The following is a 13,719-nucleotide window of genomic DNA, read 5'->3' as shown; positions in this document are numbered from 1 at the left end:
TAATGGGCTTGAACGAAACAACTAGAGGTGAACGAATTCATATAGGAATATTTGGAAAGCGAAATGCAGGTAAATCCAGTGTAATTAATGCAATTACAGGTCAGAAATTATCGATTGTATCAGATGTTTGTGGTACAACAACTGACCCGGTATTAAAAGCAATGGAACTTTTACCTCTAGGGCCTGTTGTAGTAATAGATACTCCGGGAATTGATGATGAAGGAGAACTTGGCAAATTAAGAGTTCAGAAAACTTATCAGATGTTAAATAAGACGGATATAGCTGTTATAGTTATTGATTTAAATGAAAAGAATAATAATGATATGTCTCATAAAATTTTAGACGATGACATTTCTCTTATAAATGAAATAAAAAAACGAAAAATTTCTTATATTGTTGTTTTAAATAAAATAGATTTAATTATAACAGATTTAAAAGAAAATCAAGTTTATAAAAATTTATTAGAAATAGTGCCTGAAAATAAAATAATTGGAATAAGTGCTAAAGCAAATAAGAATATATATGAATTAAAAGAAAAGATAGCTACGTTAAAGCCGGAAAAAGAATTTGAATATCCGATAGTCAGAGATTTAGTTGATGAAGGAGATATTGTTATTTTAGTGACACCAATAGATTCAGCAGCACCTAAGAGCAGACTTATATTACCGCAACAGCAGACTATAAGAGAATTATTAGAAGTTGGGACAATTACGATTGTGATTCAGCCGGATAAACTTGTTGCTACTTTAGATAAATTAGTACAAAAACCGAAATTAATTATTACAGACAGTCAGGTATTCAAACAGGTAGCAAAAGATACACCTAATGATATGCTTTTAACTTCTTTTTCAATATTAATGGCAAGGCATAAAGGAAATCTTAAGACACAGGTAGAAGGTGCAGCTACTATCGAAAATTTAAATGATGGAGACAGAATTTTGATTTCAGAAGGTTGCACTCATCATAGACAATGTGATGATATAGGAACGGTTAAGCTACCTAATTGGATAAAAAAATACACAGGAAAAGATTTAAAACTGCATTTTACAAGTGGAACAGAATTTCCGACAGATTTGTCAGAGTACAAATTAATTATTCATTGTGGCGGATGCACATTAAATGAAAAGGAAATGAAATATAGATTAAAGTGTGCAAACGATAATAAAATTCCAATGACAAATTATGGTACATTGATAGCGTATATGAATGGAATTCTTGAAAGAAGTATAGAAGTATTTAATACTAATAAACGAAAATAATGGCTCGTTGTCAGAAATGGGGTAAAACAAGTTTATAACCAGGCTGCAAATAACCAAAATAATATTATATGTAGTGTTTTAGGTTATTTACTACACATATGATAAATGAGTAAAACCCACATCAATGGAAAATGATGTGGGTTTTACTCATTAAAGACTATAATAAATGTTTAAAATAATTAGTGTGATTTTACATGATTCTTTATAGCCGCAAAGCTTTCCTTGCTAATCACATGCTCAATTCTACATGCATCTTCTGTAGCAATTTCTTCAGGAACTCCTAAACGTACTAACCATGATGATAAGAGTTCATGTCTTTCATATATCATGTCTGCAATCTGTTTTCCAGATTCTGTAAGATAAATGTATCCGGCGTCAGTAACAGTGATATGACCTTTCTCTCTAAGGTTTTTCATAGCAATGCTGACGCTTGATTTCTTAAAACCTAATTCGTTGGAAATATCTACGGAACGAACAACGGGAAGTTTTTTGCTAAGAACAAGAATAGTCTCTAAATAATTTTCTGCCGATTCATTAATAATCATGTTGAAAACCTCCTTGTATTTCTCGTATTGTCTTTTGATATTGTATCACAAAGTGGAATATTACTCAAATTATATTGAATAAAAATACGAAGGTATTTTTATAAAAAATAGAAAAAAATTGAAATTTTAGTAAAATAATTATTGACATCTAATTTGCGTTAGCATATACTAACTGTTGAAAAATAAGGTTTATCTTTACTTAAGAAGAAAGAAGGAAACATGATGCCATTAACTATGATAAATGAAGGAGAACCAACGGTTATCAAAAAAGTTGGCGGTAAGGAAGAAACAAGAAGGTTTTTGGAAAACTTAGGATTTGTAGTAGGTGGAACTGTTACAGTTGTTTCACAGATGGGTGGAAACATGATTGTTAACGTAAAAGATTCACGTGTTGCAATAGGAAAAGATATGGCTAATAAAATTATGGTTTAGATTTAATAAAGAAAATTAAAGTTTTATTTATTTGATTAAATATTATTAAATCTTTTTTGTTGTGCAGGTATTTAAGAGTGCACAATCATAATTTTACATATAAAAAAGAAATATGAAAGAAGGATAGCAATGAGTACATTAAAGGAAGTTGCAGTTGGAAAGACTGTGAAAGTTAAGAAACTTACTGGAGATGGCCCGGTTAAAAGAAGAATTATGGATATGGGCATAACAAAAGGTGTTGAAGTATATGTAAGAAAAGTAGCACCTTTAGGAGACCCGATTGAAGTAACTGTAAGAGGATATGAATTATCTCTTAGAAAAGCAGATGCAGAAATGATTGAGGTAGAATAATTTTTTTACCCACAAGTTAGAAATGACTAATAAAAGTGAGTACGACATAATGAAAGTAAGTGATATGCAATAAAGGTAAGTGATAAAGAATTGCGGTCAGAATGATAAAACTTGCGCTTGGAATTTTGAGTTGACTTACTAATGACAAAATAGCATATTATTACACATTTGAAAAAGATAGTAAAAAAGGAGAAAGAAATGTCAATTAAAATTGCTTTAGCAGGTAACCCTAACTGCGGAAAAACAACTTTGTTTAATGCTTTGACAGGTTCTAATCAGTTTGTTGGAAACTGGCCGGGCGTTACAGTTGAAAAGAAAGAGGGTAAAATCAAGGGAAATAAGGAAGCTACATTGGTCGATTTACCAGGAATTTATTCTTTATCTCCATATACGCTCGAAGAAGTGGTTGCAAGAAATTATCTTATAACAGAAAAGCCGGATGCAATAATTAATATTGTTGATGGTACAAACATTGAAAGAAACTTATATCTTTCAACTCAGATTATGGAACTTGGTATTCCTGTAATCATGGCTGTTAACATGGTTGACGTATTAGAGAAAAACGGTGACAAAGTTAACATCGAAAAATTAAGCCAGAAACTTGGATGCGAAGTAGTGGAAATTTCAGCTCTTAAGGGAAAAGGAATTGATACACTTGTAAAAAAAGCAGTTGCTTTAGCTAACAAAAAACAGGCTTCAACAGCAGTTCATGAATTTACATTAGAAGTTGAAAATGTAATTAAAGATGTAGAAAATATGCTTGGAAGCAGTGTTGCTCCTGAGCAGAAAAGATTCTTTGCAATAAAGCTTCTTGAAAAAGATGATAAAATCAGTGAAATGATGACAGAAATTCCTGATGTATCAAATGAAATAGCAAAGCTTGAAAAAGAATTTGATGATGATACAGAAAGTATTATTACAAATGAAAGATATACATATATTTCTTCTATTATCGGAGAATGTATTAAGAAGTCTTCAAAGAAGGGATTATCAGTATCAGATAAAATTGATAAAGTAGTAACTAACAGATGGGTTGCGCTTCCAATCTTTGCAGTAGTAATGTTTGTTGTTTACTTTGTATCAGTAACAACAGTTGGTTCATGGGCTACTGACTGGGCTAACGATGGTGTATTTGGTGACGGATGGCATTTATTTGGCATAGGAACAAGTTCTTATGAAGATGCATCAGGCGATTATGAAAAGCAGACAGCAGCAGTGGATGCTTTCATTGAAGCAGCTAAGGACAAAGGAATCAGCACAGATAATATCGAAGAAGTTCTTGGGGACGAAGAAGCAAGTGAAGCTGATAAAACAGCAACAGTTGACGCATTTGTTGCTGAAGCCGGAGTATCAGACATTACTGCAAAAGCAGAAATTGAAGATGAAGATGGAAATGTAAAAGACAAGTTTGACGTAACAGTTAATGATTTTAAGACAGCAACAGAAGCTGAAGAACCTGATCCTGCAGATTATGGAGTTTGGGTACCAGGTGTTCCTGTGATTATTGGAAATGCACTTGAAGCAATTAACTGTGCAGGCTGGTTGCAGGGATTAATCCTTGATGGTATTGTAGCCGGTGTTGGTGCTGTACTTGGTTTCGTACCACAGATGCTTGTATTATTTATTTTCTTAGCTTTCCTTGAAAGCTGTGGATATATGGCAAGAGTTGCGTTTATCATGGACAGAATTTTTAGAAAGTTCGGTCTTTCAGGAAAATCATTCATTCCAATGTTAATTGGTAGTGGATGTGGTGTTCCGGGTATCATGGCATCAAGAACAATTGAAAATGACCGTGACCGTAAGATGACAATTATGACAACAACATTTGTTCCTTGTGGAGCAAAACTTCCTATTATCGCATTAATAGCAGGTGCGTTTTTTGGAAATGCAGGTTGGGTAGCAACAAGTGCATACTTTATTGGTATTGCAGCAATTATCTGCTCAGGTATTATTTTAAAGAAAACAAAAATGTTTGCAGGCGATCCGGCTCCATTCGTAATGGAACTTCCTGCATATCATTGGCCAACAGTTAGCAACGTACTTAGAAGTATGTGGGAAAGAGGATGGTCATTCATTAAGAAGGCAGGAACAATTATTCTTCTTTCAACAATCGTACTTTGGTTCTTAATGAGCTTTGGTTGGGTAGATGGAAAATTTGGAATGTTAGAAGCAGAACAGTTAAACGACAGTATTCTTGCTTCAATTGGTAGTGTAATCGCCCCTATCTTCACACCACTTGGATGGACAAAAGCAGGTGAAGGATGGAAGATGGCTGTAGCAGCTATTTCAGGTTTAATTGCAAAAGAAAATGTAGTAGCAACATTTGGTATGTTATTCGGTTTTGCAGAAGTTGCAGAAGATGGTACAGAAATCTGGGGAAATCTTGCACAGATTATGACACCAATCGCTGCTTATGGTTTCTTAGTATTTAACCTTCTTTGCGCACCATGTTTCGCAGCTATGGGTGCTATTAAGAGAGAGATGAACAACAAAAAATGGTTCTTCTTTGCAATTGGATACCAGACAATTCTTGGATATGTAGTTGCATTATGTATTTACCAGTTAGGTACATTATTTACAGCAGGAACATTTGGAGTTGGAACAGTAGTGGCAATCTTACTTGTAATCGGATTTGGATACTTATTATTCAGACCATACAAGGAAAGTACATCTTTAAAAATTGACTCTAAAAAATTAGCAAAAAACTAATTTAAACATAATAAAATATTTATACAGAGGACTTTATAGGATATGTAGGTTAATGCCAATCGTATCCTGTAAAGTCCTTTTTTGTTTTTAGCGTACTATCTTCCAATATATGGTGTAAACAAGACATTAAGGTTTTGTTTACACTAATTTTTTTGTATGTTAAGATATAATTTATAAGGAGTTTTACAATAGTTGCACAGTTATAAATAACGGATTTTAATATTTGAAAATAAAGTTATGAGGGTGTAGTGGTTAATTTTAAAATTACGAAGAGTAGGAGGATACAATGATTAATATTGCAATAGTTGAGGATGAAAAATTATACGTATCTCAATTTAAGGAATATATATCACGATATGAGAAGGAAAGTGGAAACAGAATTAATGTAAGTGTATTTCCAGATGGAGCAGAGATAGTGGAAAATTATTCAGGAGATTTTGATATAATTCTTATGGACATTCAGATGAAATATATGGACGGAATGACAGCTGCTGAACAGATTAGAAAATTAGACAGCGAAGTAATTATAATGTTTATAACAAATATGACTCAATATGCAATCAGAGGATATGAAGTTGATGCATTAGATTATGTTGTAAAACCGGTTGAATATTTTTCATTTTCACAGAAACTTGATAGGGCAATAGGAAGATTGCAAAATAAAAAGAAAGTGTTTGTATCCATTCCTGTAGAAGATGGTGTATTAAAAATGGAAATTGATGATATATATTATGTTGAAAGTATGGGACATTCTCTTATATATAGAACTAAAAAAGGCGAATTTACTGCAAGAGGTACAATGAAAGATATGGAGGAAATATTATCGCCATATGGATTTTTCAGATGCAATAAAGGATATATTGTTAATCTCAAATACGTCGATGGGGTAAAAGAGGGAGTGTGCCTTATTAATGACGAGGAGTTATTAATAAGTAGAGCAAAGAAAAAGCCGTTTATGGAGGCTTTAGTTAATTATATGAGTGGGGTGACTGAATAATGGAAACAATTTATCAGGATATTCCAAGATTTTATACGGCATTAGCAGAATGGGGAGCGTGTGTAATTTATATTTGCCTTATTAAGAATAGGTTCAATAATAAAATAACAGTTGCATTATCAACGTTATTTTTAGTTGCACAGATTGCGTTGTTAGTTCCAACGGGAGATTTGCCAACAGTATGGTGGATTCCATGTATGGTGGCTGCGGCACTTTTAATGTATTTATTCATATATACGGTAGGAAATGTGCATTCAATTACGGCGGCATATTTATGTGCGAGAGCATTTCTTATTGCTGAGTTTACAGCATCATTTCAGTGGCAGTTGGATTGTTATCTGAATGCAAGAGTTGATGTTGAGCATTTTGTATTTGCAAAGATAGTAATGCTGGTTGTTATATATACAGCAATTTTTGTATTAGTTGCATTTATGGAAAAGCCGTTAATGAATCCTGAATATTTAAATAAAATTACATATAAAGAATTTATTGCAGTTATAGCTATAGTGGCAGTAGCATTTACATTTAGTAATTTAAGTTTTATTTGGAAAAATACTCCATTTTCAAGTGGATTTAGAAGTGACATATTTAACATTAGAACATTATTTGATTTAGCAGGAATGACAATTCTTTATGCTTATCAAAGTAGAGTTTGTGAACTTATGGCTGAGTCAGAAATTGTAACAATGGATTCAATGTTAAAGAGCCAGTACAATCAATATAGAAATTATCAGGAAAGCATAGATTTAATTAATATGAAATATCATGATTTAAAGCATCAGATTGCAGGTCTTAGGGCAGAAACGGATATCGATAAAAGAACAGAGTGGCTTGATGCAATGGAAGATGATATTAGAGGATTTGAGAGTGTTACTAATACAGGAAATAAGGTATTAGATACTATTATAGCGGGAAAGATAATGCATGGACAGAAATATGATATTAAGTTTACCTGTGTTATTGATGGAAAATTACTTGAGTTTATGCATGTTACTGATATTTGTACTATATTTGGAAATGCAATTGATAATGCAATTGAAAATGTAGTAATGATTAAGGATATTGAAAAAAGAATTATACACGTGACTGTTTCTGCAAAGAATAAATTTGTACTTATTCAATTTCAGAATTATTGCGAAGTTAAACCAAATGAGGATAAAAGAGGAATTAGATTATTTGAGAGTTCAAAGGCTGACAAAAGAAATCATGGATTCGGACTTAAGAGTATTCAATATACAGTTGACAAATATGACGGAACCATGAAAGCAGGAATGAATAAAGATTGGTTTGAACTCACAATATTAATTCCTTGTAGTAACAAATAATTGTTAAATAAATGTGAAAAGTGCACATATAAGTGCACTTTTTTTGTGCAAAAAGTATATGTAAAATGCAGTTGATGAGTGATTTTCGACAGTTTATGACAGAAAACTCAAATTAAATTAGGATGTGGTAAATTATAGTTACAAGGAAACAGCGGATATCGCTCAGATGAAAAAGGAGGAAATGAGATGTTAGCTATTAACTGGGATGACGTTATAGGAGTTATTCAGAGTATTTCAACACATTTAATAGTAGGTGTAATAGCAATTATTGTCGGTATAATTGCTATCGTAGCAGTAAAAGGATTAAAGAAACCTTTAAAGCGTTTGGTTCGTGGAGAGGTTTTGGTAGCAATGGTATTGGTAATTGTTGTGTTAGCAAATTTAATTTGTACAGGACCAATGAACACATTGTTAACATCAGTAGCAGGAAAGCCGGTTAGCAAAATCGACGCAAAGACAACTGAAGAAGCTACTGATTTAGTTTCAGAAATTGTGGAAGAAGGAGCAGTTCTTTTAAAGAATGATGATAACGTTCTTCCTGTAACAAGTGGTAAGTTAAACGTATTTGGCTGGGGTTCAACAAATCCTTGCTATGGTGGTACAGGTTCAGGTGCATTAAATGATGCATATCCTACAGTTAATTTAATCAAAGGTTTAAATGACGCAGGAATCGAAACAAACAAGGAATTAACAAAATTTTACACAGATTATGAAGATAAACATCCTGAAGTAGGAATGATGAGTTGTGATTGGACATTACCTGAGCCAAATGTAAGTCTTTACACAGATGAAATGATGAACAATGCAAAAGAATTTTCAAACACAGCAATGGTAGTTATTTCACGTGTAGGTGGTGAAGGTGCTGACCTTCCAACAGATATGGCAGCAGTTGCTGACGGAACATACAAAGCAGATATTCCGATGACATATGATGATTCAGTAAATGAAGGAAAAGACTGGGACAAAGGAGATCATTTCTTACAGTTGTCAAACAGAGAAGAAGAAATGCTTGATTTTGTATGTAAAAACTTTGACAACGTAATTGTTGTATACAATGGTGCAAACCCATTTGAATTAGGATTTATTAATGATTACAAACAGATTAAGGGTGCATACTGGTGTGCAGGTGCAGGTCAGTCAGGATTTGACGGATTTGGACGTATCGTATCAGGTGAAGTTAACCCATCAGGTAGATTAGTTGATACATTTGTATATGATTTGACAAAAGCTCCAACATGGAATAACATGGGAGAATTTGAATATACAAATATGAGTGATTTCAAGGTTGATGCAACAGCTTTCAGTCCTGAAACACAGCCAACTTTTGTAAATTATGTTGAAGGAATTTATGTAGGATATAAGTTCTATGAAACAGCAGCTACAGAAGGTCTTATTGATTATGATAAGACAGTTCAGTACCCATTTGGATACGGACTTAGCTACAGCACATTTGAACAAAAAATTGTAAATTCAAGCACAGAAGGTGATACTGTAACATTGACAGTTGAAGTTAAGAACACAGGATCAGTTGCTGGTAATGATGTTGTAGAAGTATATTATAATCCTCCATATACAAATGGTGGTATTGAAAAATCAAGTGCAAACTTAGTTACATATACTAAGACAGGTTCAATTGAACCGGGTGCAACTCAAACAGTTGAGGTTTCATTTGATAAAGAAGATATGGCATCTTATGATTCAAAGACAGCTAAAGCATATGTTTTAGAACAAGGTGACTATGTGGTATCTATAAATTCAGATTCACATACAGTATTAGACAGCGTTAATGTAAATGTTCCTGAAACAATTACATATGGCGAAGATAACAAACGTGAAAGTGATGTATCAGTTGCAACAAACGAATTTGATTTCGCAGAAGGTGATGTAACATACCTTTCAAGAGCAGATAAATTTGCAAACTATGAAGAAGCAACAAAGGCTCCAACAAGTACAGAGATGTCAGATGAAGCTAAAGCAGGATTTTATAATGTATCAAATTATGATGCAAAAGCAGGTGAAAAAGATGAAGATCCTGATGCAGAATATCCAACAACAGGAAAGAATGCAGGAATTAATTTAGTTGACATGCGTGGTGTAGACTATGATGATGAAAAATGGGATACATTTATGGATCAGTTAACAATTAAGGAAATGAACAGTATGACATCTCTTGGTGGATATCAGACTGCAGCAATTAAATCAGTAGGAAAATATAGAACAAATGACTGTGATGGTCCGGCTTCTATTAATAACAACTTTACAGGACAGGGTTCTGTAGGATTCCCTGCAGCAGTAGTAATTGCAGCTACATGGAATAATGAATTAGCAAATAAATTTGGTGATTCAATTGGAACAATGGCAGATCAGATGGATACAGCAGGTTGGTATGGCCCGGCTATGAACATTCATCGTACAGCATTTGCAGGACGTAACTTTGAATACTATTCAGAAGATGGTGTATTGTCAGGAGATATCGCTACAAGCGCAATTCAGGGTGCACAGGCTCACGGAGTATATGCATATATGAAACACTTTGCATTAAATGATCAGGAAACAAATAGAACAAGTATGCTTTGCACATGGGCAAATGAACAGGCAATCCGTGAAGTTTACTTAAAGCCATTTGAAAAATCAGTTAAAGACGGTGGCTCATTAGCAGTTATGTCATCATTCAACTACATTGGAAACTGCTGGGCTGGTGGATGCTCAGAATTATTAGAAGATGTTCTCCGTGGTGAATGGGGATTCAAGGGATTTGTTGAAACTGACTACTTTGGTGTATATGGTTACATGAACGCTGACCAGGCAATTCGTAACGGTACAGACCTTATGTTAGTAAACTATGCAACAGAAGCAAATGATATGAAATATACTGAAACAGCAGGAGCACAGCAGAAATTACGTCAGTCAGCAAAGCGTATTCTCTATGTTGTAGCAAATAGCCGTCAGTACAGTGAACTTGGAATTGAACAGTCACAGCAGCCAAACCGTTGGGAAACAATTCTTAAAGTTGTAGATGTTTGCGCAGCAATTATCTTAATTGCCTGGGAAATCTTATTAATAGTAAACTTCAACAAGAGAAGAAAAGAAGTTGTTGTAGAACAGGCAGAATAATATAGTTGTTTAAGAATAATTATAGATTATAACTAAAGGTAATCATGCTACTTGTAGAGCATGACGACCGGAAAACTCCCTCAAATGCATCCTTACTTAAGTGATTAAAACTTAAGTAGGGATGCATCTTTTTTATGCACAATGAAAGAGTTTCAGCCTGATTAATGTCAAACTGATTTAAAGATATAATGTCCTGGGTTTAAGATAGTATTTATGCTTACAAATAGTGAAAGTGCTCTGCTAGTCCGGCTGACAATTATGCTTATAAGTAGTGAAAGTATTCTACTAATATATCTACAACTGTGATTACAATCAGTAAAAGCATTCCTTAAAGATACCCTTATAAAAGCACCGTTTATGTCTCCAAAACGGCAGTTTATGACAAAAGAATATATTTGATATTTTAGATGATATATTAAGATTAACAAAATGAAAGAAGAATTTAGCAACAAAAAAAGAAAGTTAGTACATAAATATTGCGATTAGAAAAGGAGAGTAAAATGAAACATCAGGACTTACTTAATAAAATGACTTTGGACGAAAAAGCAGCAATATTAAGCGGAATGACAGAGTGGGAAACAAGAAATATTGACAGATTAAATATACCGTCAATGTTTTGCTCTGACGGACCTCATGGGATTCGTAAGCAGGAAGGTGATGGCGATCATTTAGGATTAAATGCATCAGTTCCAGCAACATGTTTCCCAACAGCAGCAACAGTTGCAAACAGCTGGGATCCGGAATTAGGCGAAGAAATAGGAAAAGCTTTAGGCGAGGAAGCAGTAGCTTTAAATGTAAATGTAATACTTGGTCCGGGATTAAATGTAAAAAGAAATCCTTTATGTGGAAGAAATTTTGAATATTTTTCAGAAGACCCATATTTAGCAGGAAAAATGGCTGCTTCATATATTAAGGGAATTCAAAGTAAAGGTGTTGCAGCATGCCCAAAACATTATGCAGTAAATAGTCAGGAATTAAGAAGAATGGCTTCTGATTCTGTATTAGATGAAAGAACATTAAGAGAAATATATTTAACAAATTTTGAAATTGCTGTAAAAGAGGGAAATGCCAAAGCTATTATGAGTGCATATAATCAGGTAAATGAAGTATATGCAAATGAGAATAAGCATTTATTACAGGAAATTTTAAGAGATGAATGGGGATTTGACGGAATAGTTATTACAGACTGGGGAGCATCAAATGACCATACAGCAGGCGTTGCGGCAGGTTCTAATTTAGAGATGCCGGCACCGGGACTAGGTTCAGCAAGAGAACTTTTAAAATCAATTGAAGAAGAAAGACTTACTGAAAAAGAATTAGATGAGTGTGTAGATACATTGTTAGATGCAATTTTAACATTTGCAAAAAAAGAAAAAAGCAATAGTAAGTATGATAAAGAATTGCATCATGAGATAGCAAAAAAAGCAGCAGGAAAGAGTGCTGTATTACTCAAGAACGAAGAAAATATTCTTCCATTAAAAGAAGGAACAAAGGTAGCGGTTATAGGAGATTTTGCAATTGAACCAAGATTTCAGGGAGCAGGTTCCTCAGTTGTAAATGCTACAAAAATAGAAACAATAGCAAATACAATAGCACAATATAAACTTGAAAATATAGGAATAGCAAAAGGTTATGACAGAATAGGTAAGGAAAATAATCAATTGCTTGAAGAAGCAAAGGAAATAGCTTCAAAAGCAGATGTAGTTCTCTATTTCTTTGGATTAGATGAATTAAGCGAGTCAGAAGGATTAGACAGACAACATATGAAAATTCCTGCAAATCAGATTAAATTACTTGAAGAATTAAGCAAGGTGAATAAAAACATTGTAGGAGTATTAAGTGCAGGTTCAGCAATTGAAACATCTTGGGATGTTAATTGTAAAGGACTCTTGCATGGATATTTGTCAGGACAGGCAGGAGCAGGCGCATTACTTGATATTATTACAGGAAAGATAAATCCATCAGGAAAATTAAATGAAACATTACCTGTAAAATATGAAGATGTACCATCATATAATTATTTCCCATCAAAGGAACGAACATCAGAATACAGAGAAGGAATATTTGTAGGATATCGTTACTATGACACAGCTAAAGTTCCTGTAAAATATCCATTTGGATACGGGCTTTCATATACAACATTTGAATATTCAGATATAAATGTTGCAGAGGACAAGGTTACATTTACAATCACAAATACAGGAAAAATGGATGGCGAAGAAATTGCCCAGATGTATGTAAGCTGTAAGTCAGATAAAATATACAGACCTAAAAAAGAATTAAAAGGATTCAAAAAAGTATTTTTGAAGGCAGGCGAAAGCAAACAGGTTGAAATACCATTTGATGATAAGACATTTAGATATTTCAATGTAAAAACAAATAAGTTTGAAATTGAAACAGCAGAATATGTTATTAGTATAGCTTCAAATGTAGAAGACGTAAGAATTTCTGCAGAAATTTCTATAAAAGGAACAGAGGCAGAAAATCCATACGTCAAAGAAAAAATGCCATCATATTACAAAGCAGATATAAAAAATGTAGATGATAAGCAGTTTGAAACTTTGCTTGGAAGAAAAATCCCTGATGGAAGCTGGTCAGGTGAACTATCAATGTATGATGCATTTTGCCAGTTATATTATGCTAAAAGATGGGTTGGACGATTAGTTTACAAAATTTTAACAAGCATAAAGAAGAAGAGCGAAGCAAAAGGAAAACCAGATTTGAACATATTGTTCATTTACAACATGCCTTTTTATGCATTAGCAAAAATGACAGGTGGAATGGTTAGTACAGAAATGGCACAGGGAATTGTAAGCATTTGGAATGGACATTTCTTTAAAGGTGTCGGAAGGGTTATTAAAGGATTCTTTGCAAATAATAAAGCAAACAAAGAATACGAGAAAAGACTTTTAGAAGAAAAATAAATATTAATCAAATATAGAAATTGTTAAGAACAAAAAATATTGAATAATGTGAGAACTTAAAAA

At 33.3% G+C, this 13,719-nt stretch carries 9 protein-coding genes; 8 read left to right on the top strand and 1 reads right to left on the bottom strand.

Annotation, left to right across the window (positions count from 1 at the left end; translation table 11 throughout):
- The first annotated feature begins 2 nt into the window (after positions 1 to 2).
- On the top strand, positions 3 to 1,259 hold the full coding sequence (gene hydF, locus CCC31_RS04390) for a [FeFe] hydrogenase H-cluster maturation GTPase HydF (protein ID WP_118565435.1): 1,257 nt from the start codon (positions 3 to 5) through the stop codon (positions 1,257 to 1,259).
- A gap of 179 nt (positions 1,260 to 1,438) precedes the next feature.
- Here hydF and CCC31_RS04385 read toward each other — a convergent pair whose 3' ends face one another.
- Positions 1,439 to 1,804: a metal-dependent transcriptional regulator gene (locus tag CCC31_RS04385; RefSeq protein WP_022089657.1), complete on the bottom strand. Its 366-nt coding sequence runs from the start codon at positions 1,802 to 1,804 to the stop codon at positions 1,439 to 1,441.
- A gap of 219 nt (positions 1,805 to 2,023) precedes the next feature.
- Here CCC31_RS04385 and CCC31_RS04380 point away from each other — a divergent pair, with 219 nt between their 5' ends.
- From CCC31_RS04380 to CCC31_RS04350, 7 genes are all read left to right on the top strand, one after another.
- Complete coding sequence (locus CCC31_RS04380) at positions 2,024 to 2,236, top strand: FeoA family protein (RefSeq protein WP_117909598.1); 213 nt, start codon at positions 2,024 to 2,026, stop codon at positions 2,234 to 2,236.
- A gap of 129 nt (positions 2,237 to 2,365) precedes the next feature.
- Positions 2,366 to 2,587, top strand: coding sequence for a ferrous iron transport protein A (locus CCC31_RS04375; RefSeq protein ID WP_022089659.1), 222 nt, complete (start codon positions 2,366 to 2,368; stop codon positions 2,585 to 2,587).
- Positions 2,588 to 2,785: 198 nt separating this feature from the next.
- Positions 2,786 to 5,296, top strand: coding sequence for a ferrous iron transport protein B (gene feoB, locus CCC31_RS04370; protein WP_290849905.1), 2,511 nt, complete (start codon positions 2,786 to 2,788; stop codon positions 5,294 to 5,296).
- A 286-nt stretch (positions 5,297 to 5,582) separates the two neighbouring features.
- Positions 5,583 to 6,293 (top strand): LytTR family DNA-binding domain-containing protein, encoded by a 711-nt coding sequence (locus CCC31_RS04365; protein WP_118565433.1) that lies wholly within the window; start codon positions 5,583 to 5,585, stop codon positions 6,291 to 6,293.
- Entirely contained in the window at positions 6,293 to 7,618 is a 1,326-nt protein-coding gene (locus CCC31_RS04360) for a sensor histidine kinase (protein WP_290849901.1), read from the top strand. The genes CCC31_RS04365 and CCC31_RS04360 overlap by 1 nt, the downstream gene beginning before the upstream one ends.
- 186 nt (positions 7,619 to 7,804) lie before the next feature.
- On the top strand, positions 7,805 to 10,732 hold the full coding sequence (locus CCC31_RS04355; RefSeq protein ID WP_290849900.1) for a glycoside hydrolase family 3 N-terminal domain-containing protein: 2,928 nt from the start codon (positions 7,805 to 7,807) through the stop codon (positions 10,730 to 10,732).
- Positions 10,733 to 11,232: 500 nt separating this feature from the next.
- Positions 11,233 to 13,656, top strand: a complete 2,424-nt coding sequence (locus tag CCC31_RS04350; protein ID WP_290849898.1) for a glycoside hydrolase family 3 C-terminal domain-containing protein — start codon at positions 11,233 to 11,235, stop codon at positions 13,654 to 13,656.
- Positions 13,657 to 13,719 lie beyond the last annotated feature (63 nt).

Source organism: Eubacterium sp. LMAG:50, assembly GCF_008680265.1.
GTDB classification, from domain to species: domain Bacteria; phylum Bacillota; class Clostridia; order Lachnospirales; family Lachnospiraceae; genus Eubacterium_U; species Eubacterium_U album.
This window is presented reverse-complemented; position numbering and strand designations above follow the sequence as displayed.

Coding starts and splice junctions, on each gene's coding strand:
- hydF (WP_118565435.1), top strand. CDS start 3: ATGGGCTTGAACGAAACAACTAGAGGTGAACGAATTCATATAGGAATA.
- CCC31_RS04385 (WP_022089657.1), bottom strand. CDS start 1,804: ATGATTATTAATGAATCGGCAGAAAATTATTTAGAGACTATTCTTGTT.
- CCC31_RS04380 (WP_117909598.1), top strand. CDS start 2,024: ATGATGCCATTAACTATGATAAATGAAGGAGAACCAACGGTTATCAAA.
- CCC31_RS04375 (WP_022089659.1), top strand. CDS start 2,366: ATGAGTACATTAAAGGAAGTTGCAGTTGGAAAGACTGTGAAAGTTAAG.
- feoB (WP_290849905.1), top strand. CDS start 2,786: ATGTCAATTAAAATTGCTTTAGCAGGTAACCCTAACTGCGGAAAAACA.
- CCC31_RS04365 (WP_118565433.1), top strand. CDS start 5,583: ATGATTAATATTGCAATAGTTGAGGATGAAAAATTATACGTATCTCAA.
- CCC31_RS04360 (WP_290849901.1), top strand. CDS start 6,293: ATGGAAACAATTTATCAGGATATTCCAAGATTTTATACGGCATTAGCA.
- CCC31_RS04355 (WP_290849900.1), top strand. CDS start 7,805: ATGTTAGCTATTAACTGGGATGACGTTATAGGAGTTATTCAGAGTATT.
- CCC31_RS04350 (WP_290849898.1), top strand. CDS start 11,233: ATGAAACATCAGGACTTACTTAATAAAATGACTTTGGACGAAAAAGCA.